We start from the raw sequence: 19,495 nt of genomic DNA, 5'->3' as shown, positions 1-19,495 counted from the left end.
AATTAATGAATTTATTTGAAAGAACGCAAACAAGATTGATTCGCTATGCCAAAATTAATACTCGCTCAGATGTTAAGCAGACCACGATTCCTTCAACGGCCATTCAATTGGATTTGTTGAATCTGTTAAAAGACGAATTAGTTGAAATCGGTATGGAAGATGTTGAATTCAATGCGAAAAATGCTTTTGTGACAGCAACTTTACCAGCGACAACGCATGAAAAAGTTCCAACGATCGGTTTTATTGCCCACGTTGATACGGCTGATTTTAATTCGGAAAATGTTCAACCGCAAGTGGTAAGCAATTATGATGGTAAAGACATTGTTTTAAATGCTGAAAAAGATATTGTAATGAAAACAGCTGATTTTCCTAACTTATTCGGTTATGTTGGTCAAACATTGATTACAACTGATGGCACAACTTTATTAGGGGCTGATGATAAAGCGGGTATTGCTGAAATTATGACGGCCATGGAATATCTTATTCAACACCCTGAAATAAAACATGGTAAGGTGCGAGTAGCCTTTGGTCCTGATGAAGAAATCGGTCGCGGTGCGGATCATTTTGATGTCGACCATTTTGGGGCTGAATTTGCTTATACGATGGATGGTGGTCCAGTCGGTGAATTAGAATATGAAAGTTTTAATGCGGCTGCGGCTAACTTGACGATTACGGGTAAAAATATCCATCCTGGAACGGCTAAAGGCAAAATGATTAATGCTATTACCATTATGAATGATTTTATGGATCATTTACCAGCCAATGAAGTGCCCGAGCAAACGGAAGGTCGCGAAGGCTTTTATCATATTGGTGATGTGGCGGGTACGGTGGATGAAGTTGAATTAAGCATGATTATTCGTGACTTTGACCGTGAAGCTTTTGAAAAACGCAAAGAATTTGTGGTTGAAGTAGTGAATACCATTAATAGCAAATACCCAAGCGAACCGATTAAATTAGATTTGTTTGACCAATACTATAATATGGCTGATGTGATTCAAAAAGATATGACTTCGGTCGAATTAGCTCAGTCAGCGATGGAAGCCTTAGATATTGAGCCTGTCATCGTTCCGATTCGTGGGGGCACTGATGGGTCGAAAATTAGCTTTATGGGTGTACCAACGCCAAATATTTTTGCGGGTGGCGAAAATATGCATGGTCGTTATGAATATGTAGCCGTTGAATCAATGGTCAAAGCAACTGAAGTCATTATTGAAATTATTAAACGGAACGCATTATAATTTAAGCTTGTTTAGCAGAAAGCCGAACTTTATAATTATAGGATGAAGGACGGTCCCACTATAATTTAAAAGTTCGGTTTTTTTGCGTGATAGGATTAAGTAAAGGAGGCAAAGATGGCTTTACAATTTGTTTTAGGTGATTTAAGTACCGATAAAAAAAGTATCTTAATCAACAAAATGCTTGACATTAAACAATCGAATCCTGAAGCAGTGATTTACTACATTGTCCCTGAACATATCAAATTTGATATGGAATCTTTGTTGTTGACGCAATTAGAACATTTACTAGGCAACCAACAACAAGCCATGCTGGATATCCAAGTGATGAGTTTTACGCGTCTGGCTTGGTTTTTATTGCCACCCAACACTAAAAACAAACCTCAACTGACGCAAGTGGGCTTAAGCATGTTGATTCGGCAGATTTTGCAAGATAAGCAAGAGGAATTATTGGTTTATCGCAATCAAATTCAGTATCAAGGCTTTATTGAAAAACTCTTGCAATTGTTTGAAGAATTGTATGAAGGTCGCATTAGCCCGGAAAATATAACCCCCAATCGTTTAGACACTTTTGATGGGGACTATGATGTCGAAGAACAACGACTTAAAGAACTAGCTATGTTGTATCAAGCGTTTATTAGTGCTATTGAAGATAAACAATTAGCCAACTATCAATCATACACTGATTTAATTCAATACATTCAAGCCAAAGAAAGTTTTGATAATCATTATATTTTTATTGATCATTTTTACTATTTTGATGCTCAACAGATGGCTTTAATTATGGAAATGATACGGTCGTTTACGGATGTTTGGATTACCTTACCCCTCAAAGATTCGGATATAGAAAACACCCTGTGGTTACCCATTGCGCAAGTTCCCAAAAATACCTATCTTCAAATTAAAGACTTAGCTAATTATTTAAATTTAGCTATTAAAAAAGATTGGTATATTCAAGGTCCTAGTTACAATTATAAAAAGGATATTTTGCAACTGGCCAATTATTTCCGGATAAATACACAAAATAATGAGCAGCAAGCTGGCACTGCCGTCATAGCAGTTGAAAACGTCTATTATTGGCAATCCGATACTTTGCAAACAGAAATACGTCACTTAAGCAATCAAATTCATTACTTAGTCCACAAACAAGGTTATCGCTATCACGATATATTAGTGGTCGCTAGGGATATGGATCGTTATCAAAGCTTAGTTAGGCCTTATTTTAAAATGAATGATATTCCATACTTTTTTGACCATACCTCACGTATGGATCAACATCCATTGATGCTATGGCTCGAATCCGTTTTAAATTTAAAACGCTTTAACTGGCAATTTAATGATTTAATGTATGTCTTAAAATCGGATTTATATTATCCCATGGATACATCAGAGGATGACTTGTTATGGACGGATGATGAAATAGATGAAATGAAGCATCAGAAGTATTTATTTGAGAATATTATTTTGGCTAATGGCTATCTGGGTTATCGCTTCACTAATCCTAAATTTATTTGGTCATATGATCAAGAATCCGTCGTTTATGAAGATGTCCATGGACGTAAGACACAACGAACGAATGAACAAATTACGACAGCGATTAGACAATGGATGTTAACATCCTTAGCTAAGCCATTAGATCAATGGCAAAATACATTTACCGGGGATGAAGCTGCGCAATGGTTTTATCATTTAGTCGATAAAAGTGGTGTCAAAGACCGTCTAATCTTCTTACGTGATCAAGCCATTGAAGAAGGGGATATAGAGGCTTCGCGGCAACACGAACAAGTTTGGCAAGTATTTGTGGATACATTAAATGAATTCCATCAATTATACCAAGATAAAACCATCGATTTTAATCTTTTTGCTGAGCTAATCCTAACGGGCTTGAATGAAGGTAGCTACCATATTATTCCTCCCACCATGGATCAAGTCACTATTACCAATATGGCCAGTCCGCAAGTAAAGCCTGCGAAAATTTGCTTTATTATTGGTGCGAATAACCAGGTTCTACCTCAATACCAAGAAAGTGACTCCCTTTTAACGACCGAAAACCGTCAATCCATTCAAGATAAGCTTGAAATTTATCAGTATTTAACCGATGCCCCACAAAAACAAACCCATCTTGAGTTATTGCTGATTCATCAGTTATTACTTAATGCAACTGATCAACTATATATAAGTTTTGCCAGTAACGTCAACGATCAACAAGTCGAATTGGCCCCTCATTTAAAAGACTTACAAAAAACCTTTAAAATAAATACGACTAGCTTTAATTCGCAAATGAATTACTTAACGCAGCCACAGTTGCATACGAGTGATGTGGGTAAATATGCGGTTCAATTAACCCCCATTATACAAATGATCCGCTATCATTTTGAAGCTAAATCGCCTATTTCAGATAACCTGCAAAGCCTCTTACATATAGTAGGGGAGTATCAGGAACAGCATCTCAGTGGACGTGTCCGTACGATTTATCAATTAATTGATGCCCTACTATATACCAACCCTTTGCCAGATTATATTCAAGCGGAGACAGCTAGAGCTCTTTATGGCGAACAAATTAATTTATCCATTTCGAAATTAGAGCAGTTTTATAAAGATCCGTATAGTCATTTCTTAACATATGGTTTGCGCATTCGCGAAAGAGAACAATTTGCATTAACGCCGGCTAAAACGGGGGATTATATGCATGAATTTTTAGATCAATGGATGACCTTGTTGAATCAAAATGATACACAGCTGGCCCAATTAGATGAGGCTGAGTTTATACAAAGCTATCAACAAACTTTAGCGCGCTTAAGCGAAGATAATCGCTTTAACTTATTATCCAGTCAACCGCGATTTGAAGCCATTCAAGGCCAACTAAATCGAACATTATATCAATTTGCTCAAATGACACAATTACAACAACAAAGAACGCGGTTTGAAATTTTAAGTACAGAAGCGACATTTGGTCTGCAAAGCCCGCTCAAAGGATTTGACTATCATTTATCCAATGGTAGTCGTTTAAGTATTAGTGGGAAAATTGATCGGATTGATAAAATTCAATTAAAGGGACAAGACCCTTTTTTACAAGTCATTGACTATAAGTCAGGGAATAAATCCTTTGACCCTTTAGACGTCTATTATGGCATTGACTTACAGATTTTAACGTATTTAAATGTTGCCATGCATAATTACAGCAATATTCAGCCTTTAGGCGCTTTTTATCAACCTTTAGTCAATAGTTACCAAAATGGGACTGCGCAGACTTGGCAAGAACAAACGAATCAAGCCGCTGTTATTGAGCAGTTGATGGAAAATAATCGTTATAAAGGCTTTTTAACCGTCGATGCTGCTACTTTAGGTCAAATTGAACCTTTATTAAGTGAAAAGAAAACAAGTCAAATTTATCCGGCGAGCCTACTTAAAAATGGTGACTATAATCGATTCAGCCAGTATTTTACGCAAGATGAATTTAAATTGTTGAGCCAATATATGCATCACTTAATTAAAAAAGCTGGCGAAGAAATAATGGAGGGTAAGATCACTTTACAACCCTTTAAAGAGGAGCACTTTACTTTATCGATGCAAGCCGAATATCGTGTAATTACAGGTTTTGATCCAACCATACACTATAATGTGTATCGCAACAAAACCGTGACTAAAGATCAACTGATTGACAAAATCCAACAAGAATTGGAGGGGGAGAACGATGCGTAAAATACCTATTAAGCCAGAACAATCGATGTATAATGATGATCAGTGGCAAGCCATCCATACAGCTGGCACCAACATACTCGTTTCTGCCTCGGCAGGTTCTGGGAAAACAAAAGTCTTAATCGAACGTATTTTGTATCATATTCGCGAAAAATATGCCTCCATTGACCAATTATTAGTGGTAACATTTACTGAATTAGCGGCTAAGGAAATGAAGCAGCGGATGGAAACAAGTTTACATGAGGCGGTTTCTGAGACTTTAGACGGCGAAGAGCAGCGGTATTTATTAGATCAGGTCAATAAACTATCCACTGCGCACATTCGTACCTTACACAGTTTTTGTTTGCAAGTCATTCAACAATTTTTCTACTTAATTGACTTTAATCCAAATGTTCAATTGTTGACCGATGAAACACAAAAACAATTGTTGTATGAAGAAGTTTGGACGGATGTCGTTAATGCGATTTGGGAAGGCAAGACAGACGCCTTTACGACAGCCATTGATGTTGCCTCTTTAAACGATTTACTGGGTCGTTTTTCAAATGCACGTAATGATGACGGCTTATTCAATATAGTCAAAGAGCTCTACTTATTTGCTAGTTCGCATACGGAACCAGCCATGTGGTTAGCTGAAATGGTCGAATCGACAGCCAACTTTTCCGAATTTGGACAATCAGAATTATTTAACAAAACCATAAAAAGCCAAATAAATACCGCTGCGCATAGTAGTTTGGCTTTATTAGAGCAAGCCTATGACCTGCTCCTAACCTTAAGCCAACAAACCATCACTAACTATGAAGGCACGCTTACGGATGATAAAAATCAATTGCTGATGTTGTTAGATATACTGGAAAGTGGTTCGTTAGAAAAAGTATATCAAGCTATTAATCAGCTGGCTTTTGGGAAATGGAAAAGTAATAGCAAGAAAAGTGACGATTATGAAGCTGTTAATGAACTCAAACAGTTACGTGACCAAGCCAAAGATCAAGTCAACAAACAAATCATAACGCTGTTTCCTTATGCCTACGAGCAAAGTCTGGAAATTGAAACACAAGCCCATCAAGTTATTGAACAATTAAGTCATTTAACCTTAATGTTTCAAGAAGGTTTAGAAGCTAAAAAGGCTGAGATGAATGTCATTGATTATAATGACTTAGAACATTTAACGTTGGAAATCTTAGCCCCATATAATACGCAGACACAGCTTAGGGAAGCGAGTATTGCAGCAACCTACTATCATAAATTATTTAAAGAAGTGTTAGTTGATGAATATCAAGATATTAATGAGATTCAAGCAGCTATTCTTTCTTGGTTAAGTCACGAACAGGTTGAATTGCAAAATAACCTCTTTATGGTTGGCGATGTAAAGCAATCTATCTACGGCTTTCGTATGGCTGAACCCAGCCTCTTTTTAAATAAATACCATAGCTACCAAGCTGATAATGAACACGAATTGATTATTTTAGGTAAAAACTATCGATCAAGGGCTGAAATTCTTGAGTTTGCTAACTTTATTTTTGAACGTCTAATGGATGATGCGTTCGGTGAAATGTCCTATGGTCACAATGAGTCCTTAAAAGTAGGGAATACAAGCTTTATTCCACCTGCGCCGAATGAAGACTTTAATATTGAACTATTGCTAAATGTTAAAGAAGGGGATTCAGTTGAAGATGACAGCTTAGAAAGTGACATCGATGAAGGTTTCGATGCAAGTATTGAAGCCGAAGCGCACCTTTTAGCTCAAAATATTAATGAGAAAATGGCTTCAGGTTTTTTGATTTATGATAAAGAACACCCGACCCAGAAGCAACGCCCCCTGCAATATTCAGATATTGTCATTTTAACCTCGACTAAATTTCCTTTTTTAACGGTCCAACAAGTTTTTGAGTCCTATGGTATTCCTCTGTATGCGCAAAAAGTAGAAAATTTTTTCCAAAGGCAAGAAGTCCGTTTGATGATTGCTTTACTGAAGATTATTGATAATCCCGTACAGGATATACCTTTAGTGGCTGTTTTGAGGTCTTATTTTGTGAATCTTTCAGACGAAGAATTAAGTCAAATTCGTATTCCACATACTTATGGCTCTTATTATCAAGCCGTTATTGCTTATATTGAAAATTATGCTGAGCACGAAAATCATCGTCAGAGTGAGCAAGATATTTATTCGAAGTTGACTGTTTTTATTCATCAGTTACATCATTGGCAAGATTTGTCTCAGACTGTCTCCTTGGTCGAATTGATTTGGACAATTTATCAAGAAACGAATTATCTTGATTATGTAGCGGGATTGCCCAATGGCGAGCAACGTCAAGTAAATTTACATGCCCTCTATGAACGAGCAGCGCAATTTGAACAATCATCTTACAAAGGGGTATTTGGCTTTGTCAATTATATTGAAAAAGTTATTCAAAGAGATAACGATTTAGCTGAACCTGTTTTATTGGATGGTAATCAAAATTTCGTCCGGATTATGACTGTGCATGCTAGTAAAGGGCTAGAGTTTCCTGTGGTGTATGTATTAAATATGGGGAAAAAGTTTAATTTAACCGATGTGAACCACAAGCGTTATATCGCTTCGAAAAATTATGGTTTGGGAATTGACTTATATGACTACACGTCTATGACCAAATACCAGTCAGTGATAAAACAAGCATTAAAAATTGAAAAGACTAATCAATTAAAAGCCGAAGAAATGCGGAAGTTGTATGTTGCCATAACGCGCTGTGAACAAAAGTTGATTTTGATTGGGACCGTGAAGTCTAAAGAAAAAGTGGAACAACTGCAAGAGCAAACTAAGCAGATGACCCCATCGGATCAACTCCTCATCCATACGCATGAACGGCAAAAGGCGCAAAGTTGGCTCGATTGGGTTTTACAAGCCATGGCAGTTCCTTCTAATCGTCACAGTGTGGCTAACTTTAATTTAAATCAGGTGACGACCACTTATTATACCTATGATGAGATTAAAGTAGCTATGCCACTGTTTGACACGCAAGATGCGCAACCAATGAACCATGTTTGGCGCCAACAATTGGTTAAGCAGCTAAGGTCACCGCAAAAAGTCGAATCTGATACCATTACGCATATTAATCAGATGATGCATACCAAATATGCTTATTTGTTAGCGACTAAGACATCCAGTTATCAATCCGTATCAGAATTAAAGCGACTGTATGAAGAACCTCGAATTGAAAAATTAAGTCATTATAGTGATCGAAGTCAGCCATCAACCTTATCCGTTTCAGCGGATTTTGAAAACAGTATGGAAGAAAATGTGCCAGAGCAAGTTGAACACATACAAGGGATCCGTTATACGTCAGATACCTTTGAAGCACCTGCATTTATGCAAGTGAAAACGGTAAACTATGCAGATATTGGGACGTATACACATTTCCTGTTACAACAACTTGATTTTAGTCGTTTTAGAGAGGCGCAAGATTATCATCTTGTTTTGGATAGTCAAATCAAAGAGTTGGTTAATCAGAAATTATTGAATACCCAACAAGTTGAACATATTTTACTGGATAAAATCATTTGGTTTTTAAACTCTGATGTCGGGCAATATTTGATTGATACCGATTATCCATTAAAACGCGAAAAAGCTTTTTCAATGTTGATGCCTGCCAAGCGTATTTTCAAAAAACAATTAGATGACTTAGAAGTGCAGGAATTAGCTGATGATCAATTATTAATCCATGGTGTCATTGATAATTATGTTCAATTAGACGATGGCAGTCTGTTATTAATCGATTATAAGACCGATCGCTTTCGTCCTTTAAGCTCTCAGAGCCGAGATGAACAGATTGAAACAATTAAAGCGCGCTATCGTTTTCAAATTAGTTTGTATCGTGAAGCCTTAGTTTCGGCCACACAAATTTCTGTGAGTCGTGTCGGTTTAATTTTGTTAGATTTTGAAAGCATTGTCTGGTTAACAGAAGCAGAATGGATACAATTTAGTTAACAAAAAACTGATTTAGACACATTGTTCAAAGTGTCTAAATCAGTTTTTGTTTAATCTTAAATGGTATTATTGGGCTGTTTCCTCGTAAGGTGTATAATCGACACCTTCCGTGTAAACACCCGCTGCATTCCAGAGTAAGAATTCATTGACGCCATGTTTGGTTAAAGCATCCACTTGTTCCTGGACTTCTTCAACGCCATAATATTGCCAGGCGCCGTCAGGATTAGAGTACATGTCGGTAAAATCTTGAATCCAAGGTCTAGATATGACATCATTTTGAACGTTAGCTAAAGCTGATTCTTCAGAATACATATATTCATCAATTGTTTCAAACGGATTTAAGTCGGGATATAGAATACCAAAAAATTCTGTTCCCCAGTGAGACGGATAGATCATTGCCGAAATGGCATCAACTTCTTCAGCCATACGCGCAAAGTTTTGACCAATGCCACGGACATCCGGGCTGTTACCGGCCACAGCTGTATAGCCAAAAACATCGGCACTCACATCGACGCCATAGGGAGCGAGTTGTTCTTTAGCATAGGCTAAAAATTGTGTGATAGCAATAACACGTTCTTCTCCATAATTTTCAGGATCATCTGATTGATAAGCACTAAAACGGCCTAAATCATAATCTAAAGTATCTTCAAAACTTTCAAACCCTTCAGGGAAACGAACGTAGTCAAATTGAATATCTTTAAAGCCCATTTTCGCTGCTTCAATCGCTATATCAAGGGTATAATCCCAAACTTCTTGTGAAAATGGATTAATGAAGCGAGCACCATTACCATCTTCCCAAATTTCACCCGTATAGACATCATGAAAACTATGTTCAGGAAACTCAGTGGCATACAGATGGTCTTTAAAGGTTACAATCCGTGCAATCGGATAGATGTTATTTTCTTCAAGTACTTTTAGCACCTCTTTATAGTCAAGGTATGCACTGGTATTCGATTGAACCGTTGGATTATCAGACTCATTGACCGATATAATATTGCCATAGTCATCTTTAAAGTCAATCACCATCGCATTTAAATCGGTACGATTGACAAAGTCAACCAAATAGTTAAAGTCCTCTGCATTAGCCACATTTTCAGCGGTTAAATAGATTCCTTTAACACCATCAGCAGGGTAAGCAATTTCAATGCCACTGTCGTAAAAGAGTGATGAAGGTAAATTATCGGGTTGTCTTAAAATTAATTGATTAGGAATCACTAAATTTTCATAGCGATTAGTCTGGCCTTGATTGCGCCGTGAATTAAAATCTTGAACTTCTTGGGCATCGTATTGTGCGGTTATTTGTGGCAATGTATAATATTGTGATGTTGGTTCTGTTGTTTCTTTAGTTTCTTGATTACAAGCCGAAAGGATTAGTGTGCTTATAGCAAGCAGACTCAAAGCATAGGCTTTTCTTTTATTATTTGAATTTGTCATTTTTTTCCTCACTTAAATGGCGTTGGTCATTAGTTCGATTCTTGTAAATTTACTAAGTAAACTTTTATATTGATGAGTAAGGCATTTAATGGTTCAAATTGGCCTAATACTTTATCCAGATTCATCAAATTATAGGTACTTATTTCATTGATATTATCGAATACACCAAAAAAAGACTGATATTCAGTATCTGGGTGAGCAATCGATTTAAACGTCATGGATTCTAATTCTAAATTTGATTGATAGTTTTCAATATAATAATTAATATCAACCGCTAGCTGATTAATCATTTGATTGACTTGTTGAAATTGAGAAGTAGGTAAGTCATTGGAATCCATTAATGTTTCCAGTTCAGGCGTTAAGTCGACAAGCTCTTGAACTTGGACTTTTAGTGTATCTAAATGTTCTTTACGGTTTTGGATATTTTGTTCCACTAAAGTATCAGGATTATTAAAAACAGCTAAATCATCGTTGGCCTCTTGAAGGGTTGTTTCAAAATCAGCTTGCAAGTTGGCCTCATAGGTTTGAATTTGGTTCAACTCATTGATGATCATGGTTACCTTATCCTGCATTAACCCAATAGTGTTATCTGCTCGATTAACTGAATTATCGCATCCAACCAGGATGAACGATAATAACATTAATCCAACAATTTTAGAAATTGACTTCATAGTGTCTCCTTTTATTAGCATAATTTATGCTAAAAATTAAATTTCATATTATACCAAATTTAGTATATAATATTAGTTATTATACTTACAAGGATTATACATAAAAAGAACCCACTTTAACAAGGAGAATATCATGATTCTTAGCTTTTTTATCACAATTTTAATCGTTTTACTTGACCAATTTCTAAAAAACTGGGTGGTTGATAATCTAGCACTCTTTGAATCTATGCCTGGTATCAATGGAATCTTTGATTTCTATCATATTCGGAATGATGGAGCCGGTTGGGGACTTTTTTCTGGGCAAATGTGGTTATTTTACTTAGTTACTATCATCATGATGATTTATATCGTTTACCTTATCTATAAAAATCGCCATAAGGGGTATGTCATATCCATTGGACTGGGTTTATTATTAGGTGGAACCATTGGAAATTTTATTGATCGTATACGTTATGGCTATGTCGTTGATATGTTTCGTTTGCTGTTTATTAATTTTCCGATTTTCAATATTGCAGATATTGCTTTAACGGTGGGAGTAATCGTTATTATTTTAGCTATTTTATTTCACAAGGATGGTGACACGATACTATGACAGAAAAACGACAATTAAAAGGTGAAAAAGGGCGCTTAGATACCGTGCTTGCGCAATTAATTAATCAAAGTCGTTCTAGCATTCAAAAATTAATCAAAGAGGGTAGTGTTCTGGTCAATGGAGTCACTGAAAAAGCTAATTTTCAACTTAATGGGGATGAAGAAATTACTTATTCAATCCCCACAGCAGCTATTTTAGATGATGAAACGATTGAGTTAGTTGGAGAAGACATCCCCTTAGACATTGTCTATGAAGATGATTCCGTCATCGTCATTAATAAAGCACGAGGTATCGTGGTGCATCCATCGAAAGGGCATACCAAAGGTACTTTAGTTAATGCCTTGATTTATTATTTAAGTCAAGCTAAATTATCCAGTGGCACAGACAATTATCGTCCGGGGATTGTTCATCGGATCGATAAAGATACGTCAGGATTACTGGTGGTGGCTAAAAACAATGAGACCCATCAAAAGTTAAGTGATCAATTAGCTGACCATACGATGGCGCGGATCTATGTTGCCTTAGTACATGGGGTGGTTCAAGCAGACGAAGGAACGATTGAAGTGCCTTTAAAACGCGACCCAAATGATCGCTTGCGTTGGTCAGCCCATAAAGAAGGGAAAGTAGCGGTTACACATTTTAAAGTCTTACAACGTTTTGAACAAGCAACATTAGTTGAATTAAACTTAGAAACAGGTCGCACCCATCAAATTAGAGTCCATATGGAATATATTGGTCATCCCATTGTTGGCGATCCAATCTATCGGCGGGGTATCGTCAAATCAACGAAACATCCCTTAACACAAATGGACCAAGGGCAAATGTTACATGCACAATCATTACGGTTTATCCATCCTAAAACCAATCAAACGGTGCAATTTACGCGTGAATTACCAGCTGATATGTTAACAATTATACACAACTTAGAGCATGGCAAAGAAGGTGAGTCAAATGTCAACAAACAATAAAATTTTAGATAAAATTAAAAATCTATTGTCTTTAGCAGAAGATGGAAACAATGATGAAGAAAGCCAAACAGCTTTATTGATGGCTCAAAAATTGATGCTCAAATATCGGATTTCTCAAAATGAAATTAATGAGCACGGTGAACAAAAGATTGTGGTTAAATCTTTGTCGGTCTATAAACGTATTTATTGGTGGGAAAAGATCTTAGTCCGCATCATTGCTGAAAATTTCCGGGTGATGTTTTATATTCAAAGTAATCGTCTGCCGCACCAAACAAGTGTTCAACGAAAAATTGTCTTAATGGGTTATCCAGAAGATGTGGAATTAGCCTATGAAGTATATCATTTAGCCAGTAAAGCCATGCGGTACCATGCCAGTCAATATATTGACAACCATGTTGACAAAAAACTAAAAAGTAAAAGCTATAGCAATCAATTGCGTCGGTCATATTACCAAGGCTTTTTGGACGGTTTAGATAATAAATTCGCTACACAACGTGCCCAGATGCAAAAGGATAATGATCAATATGCCTTAATTATTCAAACACCGCAAGATGTTCAAGAAGCTTTTCAACGTGAAGTCAAAGGTTCTTTAACATTTAGATTACCAGAGTCAAACAAAGATAGTGCTTCTTACACTGAGGGGTATTCTAAAGGCACCAACATTTCTCTTTCAAATAACTATCTCGAGTCCTCGAATTAGCTGAAATTAACAAACAATAGCACATATACCAAAAGGAGTATGACATGACGATCGAACGATATACACGACCTGAAATGCGCGACATCTGGTCGCAACAAACAAAGTATGAAAGCTGGTTAAAAGTTGAAATTGAAGCCTGTCAAGCCTGGGCTAATCTAGGCGAAATATCCCAAGAAGATGTCGATAAAATCCGTGAAAACGCGACATTTACTGTGGAACGGATTGCAGAAATCGAAGAAGAAACTCGTCATGATGTGGTGGCCTTTACCCGCTGTGTCAGTGAAAGTTTAGGCAATGAAAGCAAGTGGATTCATTATGGTTTAACTAGCACTGATGTGGTTGACACAGCATATGGCTATCAATTAAAGCAAGTCAATGCCATTTTAAAAAATGATTTGCAACATCTAATGGCTGTGGTTGGGAAAAAAGCCAAAGAGCATAAATATACGATTCAAATTGGACGGACACACGGTGTCCATGCTGAGCCAACGACCTTTGGCTTAAAGTTAGCTGGATTTTATGCCGAATTAAAACGTCATCAAGAACGCTTTGAACTAGCCAGCCAAGAGGTTGAAGCCGGGAAAATTTCTGGAGCTGTCGGTACGTTTGCTAACACACCTCCTGAAGTTGAAGCATATGTTTGTGAGCAACTGGGCATTCGTGCCCAAGATATTTCGACACAAGTCCTCCCGCGGGATTTGCATGCACATTATGTGGCTACCATTGCTTTGATTGGAACTTCTATCGAGCGCTTTGCCACTGAAATTAGAAGCTTACAAAAGACAGAGACCCGCGAAGTAGAGGAGTTTTTTGCTGCTGGACAAAAAGGTTCGTCAGCCATGCCCCATAAACGCAACCCAATTGGAAGTGAAAATGTGACGGGTTTAGCCCGCGTTATGCGCGGCTATATTATACCGGCATATGAAAATGTGAGTTTATGGCACGAACGTGATATTTCACATTCTTCAGCCGAGCGCATTATCTTACCGGATATTACGACGTTACTAAACTATCAACTCAATCGCTTTGCCAAGATTATTGAGCAATTGACGGTCTTACCCGAAAACATGTTAAGCAATATGGATAAAACTTATGGTCTTATCTATTCACAACGCGTGATGCTCTTATTAATTGATAAAGGTTTAACACGTGAAGAAGCTTACGATACGGTTCAACCGTTAACCAAAATCGCTTGGGATGAAAAACTATCCTTTATTGATTTGGTCCATGCGGATGAAACCATCAATGAAAAAATCTCTAAAGCTGAGTTAAATAAGTTATTTGATCCTAAATACCATTTATCGCAAGTCGACACCCTTTTTAAGCGTGTTGGTTTAGAAGATTAATGGCAATTTTGAACCCGAAATTAATTAAAATTTCGGGTTTTTTTCGTGAAATAAATGTCACTGCTAACGGAGATATTTATTAGAGGTTTTATGGGGTTTTTAATTGTTATTTTTCGGTGAATCTGTCATTATTAAGCTAGGAAGACAATTGAAATAGGAGGATGTTCGTAATGAGTCAGCAGGTAGATGTGAATGAGATTTTAGATTCTATGATTCTTCTATATAACGATGTTAAACATGTAGGTAGTCAATATTATCGACATTGGGAACCACAAATTGAAAAAGAAACTTTTTTTGAAAGCGCAGAGAATTTTAGCTATTACTTAGCTTTACGTAATCATGATATACGTGATTTGCAAGAACAACTTGTCCCCTTAGGTTTATCTTCATTAGGGCGTTTGGAATCAAAAACCTTAAGTACTTTACAGGCGGTGATTGCTAATTTAGCTTTAATTGCCGGCAAAGAAGTCGACATTTCGTTTCCGTCGCAAGAGTCATTTGTAGTCGGTGAAGAACGGTTGCGGGAAAACATTGATGAGCAATTTGGGGAAGAACCAGAAAATCGGCATGCTAGAATAATGGTTACCATGCCATTAGAAGCAGCAACGGATAGGGATTATGTTCAATCTCTGATTGAAGCTGGCATGAATGTCGCTCGTATTAATTGTGCACATGACACTGAAGAGATTTGGATGCAAATGATAGATTTGATTCGCGAAGTGGCTGATGAGTTAGATGCGGAAGTCAAAATCATGTTAGATATTGCTGGTCCCAAAATTCGAACGGATTGGGTCTATACGCAATTAAAGAATCCGAAACTAAAAGTGGATGACCGGTTAATCTTAACCAGTGACTATGAGCATTTTCCGCAAAGTTTTGAGGCGAATGTTGTTGCTGGCTTTGATGTCAAAGAAATTATTTCGGCGGTTAAAGTCGGTGACCCTGTTTTGATTGATGATGGCTCAATTGAAACGGTGGTTGAAGCTGTCGATGAGCATTCGATTCATTTGCTAGTGACGAAGGTTAAGGGGAAATCGATGCGTTTGCGGGCTGAAAAAGGCTTGAATTTTCCTAAAACCCAATTTGAACTCAATATCTTATCCGATAAGGATCGGCGTGATATAGCATTTGCTAGCCAACATGCGGATATTATTGCTTGTTCGTTTGTGCGTCATGGGCAAGATATTATTGAAATTCAAAAGGAGCTTACCAAGCATTTAGGGGATAAAGCCAATGAAAAAGCAATTTTAGCTAAAATTGAAACAGTTCAAGCGATTGAGAATTTACCGGAAATTATTATGACGGCTTCAAGTAAAAATCCATTTAGTATTATGATTGCGCGTGGGGATTTGGCCGTTGAAAGTGGCTATATTCATCTAACGGAATTACAACAAGAAATTTTATGGCTCTGTGAAGCAGCCAGTATTCCAGTCGTATGGGGAACGGAAGTTTTAGCGAATTTGATTGATAAGGGAATTCCAACTCGTTCCGAGTTAACCGATGCCGCTGAGTCTGCCCGTGCCGATTGTGTGATGTTAAATAAAGGTGAATTCGTGATTGAAGCAATTGACATGTTGGATCAAATTCTGGAAAAAATGCAGGAACACTTATACAAGAAAACCTCAAAACTTAGAGCACTCAATATCGCCAAGATGAAAGGTGTTACGATTGAAGAAAATTAGAAAAGATGAGTGTGAGCGGTTTAGTCGCTTGGCAAAATCTTGTCTGTATAATGATAGCGGAACCGGCCTGAGTTACATTGGCTTGGGCTTGGGCTTGACCTAGCTAATTTTTAAGTCCTTGCGGACTTAAGGAGAGATGGCTGCTAACTGGTTCTTAAAGTAATCATTATATGGACGGGATTTTTTATTTTGAAGCTAAATCGGACTTAATATAGTCGCTATCGAGTACATTTCATGGCTTTTCTATGAGAAATGTAAGCGGGACATGCAGGAATGGGTTGATTTCGGATAGCATATCATGTTAGACAAAGCATTCTCATTTAGGTGGCGAAGCACCTATCCTTCCTCGCCGTAAGTGGGAAATGAAGAACCGACTTTCTCGCTTACGTGAGCGCACACATATTGAAGCGTTTCTTGTGAGCGCGACCCTGGGCGCACACATATTGGAGTATTTGTTGTGAGCGTGATGGGGCGCGCACACATATTGGGGCACTTGATGTGAGCGCGATGGTTGGCGCACACATATTGAAGCGTTTGTTGTGAGCGTGAACCTAAGCGCGAAATGTGTGACCATAAATAAACTACAAATTAGGCTATTCAGTCATGAAATCAGGTGCTTGGTGACCGATTAGCTTTATTTAACGTTCGCTCTCTTCCCACTTCCTCGCCAGCAATCAAAATTAGGTGGCGAAACCCCCATCCTCTTTGGCGTTTTGGAAGAATGATTCACGACTATTTTGATTCCAAATAGTAGGGTATTGCCACTCAGATTTTTCCCAATTCCATTGAACACAAATGAGTTAAAAATAGATAGGTTAGATTATTCTGTCCAAAAATGAGTAGAAAAAGGACAGAATAGAGTTATTCTGTCCAAAATGAGTAGAAAATAGGCCAGTATAGCTTTAAGCATCATTTAGCAAGCCATCTTTTAGGCTGACGGTCCGACATTTCCCACTTAATTTGGCCACGCGACAAGTTTGTCTGAAGTTGTCGTGCGCTCCTTGGCCGCGCGACAAATTTACTTGAAGCTGTCTCGCGCTATCCCTTCTTACCTCCAATCCGCAGGCCATCCCAAGTTTCTGAAGGCACGCGCTATATAAGCGCAGGCCATCCCAAATTTCTGAAGGCATGCGGGCTGTTTAAATCATTTAAGTTGGAAGTGAAACTTCATTTATTGCGAGTTATTGGACTGAGCTTGTAAAGTAAGTGGGGTAGTTATGAGCTTGGTTGGCTAAATAGTCGATAGCAAACGCATTATCCAGAATCCATTGAGCTATTTTGGCTTCGGGAATAAAGACGGGCATGCGGTTATGGATGGTGCTGATGGCAGGGGCGGAGTCTTGGGTTAGGATAATGGATTCAAAGCTTGTTTGTTGGTTATGCGTGGTGCGACGGAAAAAACCAGCGGCAAAAATGAGATCGCCGGATTGGATATAGTGTTTCTTTTTGTCTTTATCCCATTCATAATAACCTGTCATGGGAAAAACGCAGCGGTATTTATTAAAAGGGGTTTTAAAAGTGGGTTTTTCGGTGACGGTCTCTGAACGTGCGTTGATGAGTAATTGCTTGTTGCGCGGGTTAGTAAAGCCCCATTTGGTATAACCGGGGCTGATTTCGCCTTGTTGGTTGGCGCCTAGCGATAGAATGGTGCTAGAGGGATAAATTTCTCCGGTCGCAAATACTTGGTCGGGGAATTTCTCCTGAGCAGATTCCAAAAATTCTCTGACTTTATCGTGGTAACTGTCTAAATAAAAACGGCCACACATCTTTTTTCCTCCTTTTTCACAAGCGTTTTCATTGAAGTTTTTCAACAGCTTAGGTATATTGATTATATAAAGAAGCACGTTATCATGCAATGGAAAAGGCTATCCGAATATTTTAGGTTAGTCTTTTTACATTAGAAGGGGCGGATTATGGCTGTCGTTATCAGTGAAGTTCAATACTACATTCAAGATAGTTTTACCTTAAAAGATAAACGACAAACGGTAAAAAGTATTATTGATCGGATGCAAAATAAATACCATATAGCCATTGCTGAAGTTGAGGATTTAGATATTCAAAATAAAGTCACTTTTGAAATGGCTAGTATATCAAATAATCGAAAATTGGCACGTTCAATTCTTGATAAAGTTCATCGCGAAATCGAAACCAATTATCCCGTTGATGTCATTCGAATTCAATGGGATGAAATTTGAAGTAACGGAGGGATTACATGACAAAAAAAGTGTATACGGTGTTTTGGGAAAATAATTTAAGTGGCGAACTGAAGCAACATGGGACATTTAAATCTTATGAAGATGCAACCGCTGCTATTAAAGCCTGGTGGGAAATGCATGAATACCAACCGACGAAATTTAAAGAGAAACCTAATGGTCATGTGACACGCATAGAATATGGTCACCGGGATTATGTCTATAAAATCGTTGAACATGAATTGGTTGGTAAATTACCGTCAACCTCTTATAAGCAATTAAAACAAGGACAAGTAGAAGACCAAAGAAAAAAATTAAATTTAAGTCATGATGATGGCTTACTCTTTGATCAATTACCTGAACCACGTCGCGACCGCATCATTGTGGCGATGGGAGATATTAATGCCGCTCGCAATTATACGTATGATCATAAAGGAAAACCTATTACAAAATTCAAATAAAACGCTCATTCTTTGTGAAATTTTTAATATTTGATTGCTATTATTATGATTTCTGATACAATCATATCAGTATAAATATTAAAGAGAAGGAGTCATCATGACAAATTTATTTAGTTTCGTAGAAAATACGTTTGCTCCGTTTGTTGTTCACTTTTTGGAAATTGTAGGGATTGCGATCATAGCTTATGGAAGTGTTAAAGCATTGTGGTTCTTCTTTTTAAGTAAGTTTGACTTAAATAACCGTGCTGTAAAACTTACCTTAGGTGAAGCGATGTCACTAAGTTTAGAATTCAAACTAGGGGCGGAGATTATTAAAACCGTTATCGTCCGCGATTTGAATGAATTATTTATTCTAGGATTTGTCGTTATTTTACGGATTGTGTTAACTTTTGTTATCCATTGGGAAATAAATGCCTTCAATGTTGAGGAAGATCGTCAAAAAATTGAAGAAAATCGACTAAGCAGAAAAGCCGACTAAGTAAAAAATAATTTATTTTTAGAAGCAGTAGATGGACACCATTTACTGCTTCTTCCATATTCAAAATACAATTAGG

14 protein-coding genes are annotated in these 19,495 nt (G+C 37.4%); 11 read left to right on the top strand and 3 right to left on the bottom strand.

Going from position 1 to position 19,495, the window contains the following annotated elements; all coding sequences use genetic code 11:
• Nucleotides 1-5 precede the first annotated feature (5 nt).
• The 3 genes from pepT to addA all read left to right on the top strand — a co-directional run bounded on the left by pepT (nt 6) and on the right by addA (nt 8,895).
• Complete coding sequence (pepT, locus tag NRE15_RS02380; protein WP_313794021.1) at nt 6-1,238, top strand: peptidase T; 1,233 nt, start codon at nt 6-8, stop codon at nt 1,236-1,238.
• A gap of 114 nt (nt 1,239-1,352) precedes the next feature.
• Nucleotides 1,353-4,937, top strand: a complete 3,585-nt coding sequence (locus NRE15_RS02375) for a PD-(D/E)XK nuclease family protein (RefSeq protein WP_313794020.1) — start codon at nt 1,353-1,355, stop codon at nt 4,935-4,937.
• The gene (addA, locus tag NRE15_RS02370) at nt 4,930-8,895 is read left to right on the top strand and encodes a helicase-exonuclease AddAB subunit AddA (RefSeq protein ID WP_313794019.1); all 3,966 of its coding nucleotides are present in this window, start codon (nt 4,930-4,932) and stop codon (nt 8,893-8,895) included. Before NRE15_RS02375 ends, addA begins: the two co-directional genes overlap by 8 nt.
• 66 nt (nt 8,896-8,961) lie before the next feature.
• Here addA and NRE15_RS02365 read toward each other — a convergent pair whose 3' ends face one another.
• A complete protein-coding gene (locus NRE15_RS02365) occupies nt 8,962-10,329 on the bottom strand; it encodes a putative glycoside hydrolase (protein WP_313794018.1) in 1,368 nt (455 codons plus the stop codon).
• 29 nt (nt 10,330-10,358) lie between these two features.
• Nucleotides 10,359-11,000: a YkyA family protein gene (locus NRE15_RS02360; RefSeq protein WP_313794017.1), complete on the bottom strand. Its 642-nt coding sequence runs from the start codon at nt 10,998-11,000 to the stop codon at nt 10,359-10,361.
• A gap of 133 nt (nt 11,001-11,133) precedes the next feature.
• Here NRE15_RS02360 and lspA point away from each other — a divergent pair, with 133 nt between their 5' ends.
• The 5 genes from lspA to NRE15_RS02335 all read left to right on the top strand — a co-directional run bounded on the left by lspA (nt 11,134) and on the right by NRE15_RS02335 (nt 16,288).
• Entirely contained in the window at nt 11,134-11,592 is a 459-nt protein-coding gene (gene lspA / locus NRE15_RS02355; RefSeq protein WP_313794016.1) for a signal peptidase II, read from the top strand.
• Nucleotides 11,589-12,560 carry an RluA family pseudouridine synthase gene (locus NRE15_RS02350; RefSeq protein WP_313794015.1) on the top strand — a complete coding sequence of 324 codons (972 nt, stop codon included), beginning with the start codon at nt 11,589-11,591 and terminating at the stop codon, nt 12,558-12,560. The genes lspA and NRE15_RS02350 overlap by 4 nt, the downstream gene beginning before the upstream one ends.
• On the top strand, nt 12,544-13,260 hold the full coding sequence (locus NRE15_RS02345) for a DUF2786 domain-containing protein (protein WP_313794014.1): 717 nt from the start codon (nt 12,544-12,546) through the stop codon (nt 13,258-13,260). Before NRE15_RS02350 ends, NRE15_RS02345 begins: the two co-directional genes overlap by 17 nt.
• A gap of 44 nt (nt 13,261-13,304) precedes the next feature.
• The gene (purB, locus tag NRE15_RS02340) at nt 13,305-14,606 is read left to right on the top strand and encodes an adenylosuccinate lyase (RefSeq protein WP_313794013.1); all 1,302 of its coding nucleotides are present in this window, start codon (nt 13,305-13,307) and stop codon (nt 14,604-14,606) included.
• A gap of 170 nt (nt 14,607-14,776) precedes the next feature.
• The gene (locus tag NRE15_RS02335; protein WP_313794012.1) at nt 14,777-16,288 is read left to right on the top strand and encodes a pyruvate kinase; all 1,512 of its coding nucleotides are present in this window, start codon (nt 14,777-14,779) and stop codon (nt 16,286-16,288) included.
• A gap of 1,181 nt (nt 16,289-17,469) precedes the next feature.
• Here NRE15_RS02335 and NRE15_RS02330 read toward each other — a convergent pair.
• Entirely contained in the window at nt 17,470-18,054 is a 585-nt protein-coding gene (locus NRE15_RS02330; protein ID WP_313794011.1) for an SOS response-associated peptidase, read from the bottom strand.
• 147 nt (nt 18,055-18,201) lie between these two features.
• Between NRE15_RS02330 and NRE15_RS02325 the strand changes: the two genes are divergently transcribed.
• From NRE15_RS02325 to NRE15_RS02315, 3 genes are all read left to right on the top strand, one after another.
• Nucleotides 18,202-18,483, top strand: coding sequence for a DUF503 domain-containing protein (locus NRE15_RS02325; RefSeq protein WP_313794010.1), 282 nt, complete (start codon nt 18,202-18,204; stop codon nt 18,481-18,483).
• Nucleotides 18,484-18,500: 17 nt separating this feature from the next.
• Nucleotides 18,501-18,941, top strand: a complete 441-nt coding sequence (locus tag NRE15_RS02320) for a hypothetical protein (RefSeq protein WP_313794009.1) — start codon at nt 18,501-18,503, stop codon at nt 18,939-18,941.
• A gap of 97 nt (nt 18,942-19,038) precedes the next feature.
• Nucleotides 19,039-19,419: a DUF1622 domain-containing protein gene (locus NRE15_RS02315; RefSeq protein ID WP_313794008.1), complete on the top strand. Its 381-nt coding sequence runs from the start codon at nt 19,039-19,041 to the stop codon at nt 19,417-19,419.
• The last annotated feature ends 76 nt before the right edge of the window (nt 19,420-19,495 follow it).

Origin of the sequence: Fundicoccus culcitae (assembly GCF_024661895.1) — a bacterium.
Taxonomy (GTDB): domain Bacteria; phylum Bacillota; class Bacilli; order Lactobacillales; family Aerococcaceae; genus Fundicoccus_A; species Fundicoccus_A culcitae.
The sequence above is the reverse complement of the archived record's forward strand: the minus strand, read 5'-3'. Positions and strand labels throughout refer to the sequence as shown.

What these genes read in the sequence shown, in the direction of transcription:
- pepT (WP_313794021.1), top strand. Translation starts at nt 6, where the DNA reads ATGAATTTATTTGAAAGAACGCAAACAAGATTGATTCGCTATGCCAAA.
- NRE15_RS02375 (WP_313794020.1), top strand. Translation starts at nt 1,353, where the DNA reads ATGGCTTTACAATTTGTTTTAGGTGATTTAAGTACCGATAAAAAAAGT.
- addA (WP_313794019.1), top strand. Translation starts at nt 4,930, where the DNA reads ATGCGTAAAATACCTATTAAGCCAGAACAATCGATGTATAATGATGAT.
- NRE15_RS02365 (WP_313794018.1), bottom strand. Translation starts at nt 10,329, where the DNA reads ATGACAAATTCAAATAATAAAAGAAAAGCCTATGCTTTGAGTCTGCTT.
- NRE15_RS02360 (WP_313794017.1), bottom strand. Translation starts at nt 11,000, where the DNA reads ATGAAGTCAATTTCTAAAATTGTTGGATTAATGTTATTATCGTTCATC.
- lspA (WP_313794016.1), top strand. Translation starts at nt 11,134, where the DNA reads ATGATTCTTAGCTTTTTTATCACAATTTTAATCGTTTTACTTGACCAA.
- NRE15_RS02350 (WP_313794015.1), top strand. Translation starts at nt 11,589, where the DNA reads ATGACAGAAAAACGACAATTAAAAGGTGAAAAAGGGCGCTTAGATACC.
- NRE15_RS02345 (WP_313794014.1), top strand. Translation starts at nt 12,544, where the DNA reads ATGTCAACAAACAATAAAATTTTAGATAAAATTAAAAATCTATTGTCT.
- purB (WP_313794013.1), top strand. Translation starts at nt 13,305, where the DNA reads ATGACGATCGAACGATATACACGACCTGAAATGCGCGACATCTGGTCG.
- NRE15_RS02335 (WP_313794012.1), top strand. Translation starts at nt 14,777, where the DNA reads ATGAGTCAGCAGGTAGATGTGAATGAGATTTTAGATTCTATGATTCTT.
- NRE15_RS02330 (WP_313794011.1), bottom strand. Translation starts at nt 18,054, where the DNA reads ATGTGTGGCCGTTTTTATTTAGACAGTTACCACGATAAAGTCAGAGAA.
- NRE15_RS02325 (WP_313794010.1), top strand. Translation starts at nt 18,202, where the DNA reads ATGGCTGTCGTTATCAGTGAAGTTCAATACTACATTCAAGATAGTTTT.
- NRE15_RS02320 (WP_313794009.1), top strand. Translation starts at nt 18,501, where the DNA reads ATGACAAAAAAAGTGTATACGGTGTTTTGGGAAAATAATTTAAGTGGC.
- NRE15_RS02315 (WP_313794008.1), top strand. Translation starts at nt 19,039, where the DNA reads ATGACAAATTTATTTAGTTTCGTAGAAAATACGTTTGCTCCGTTTGTT.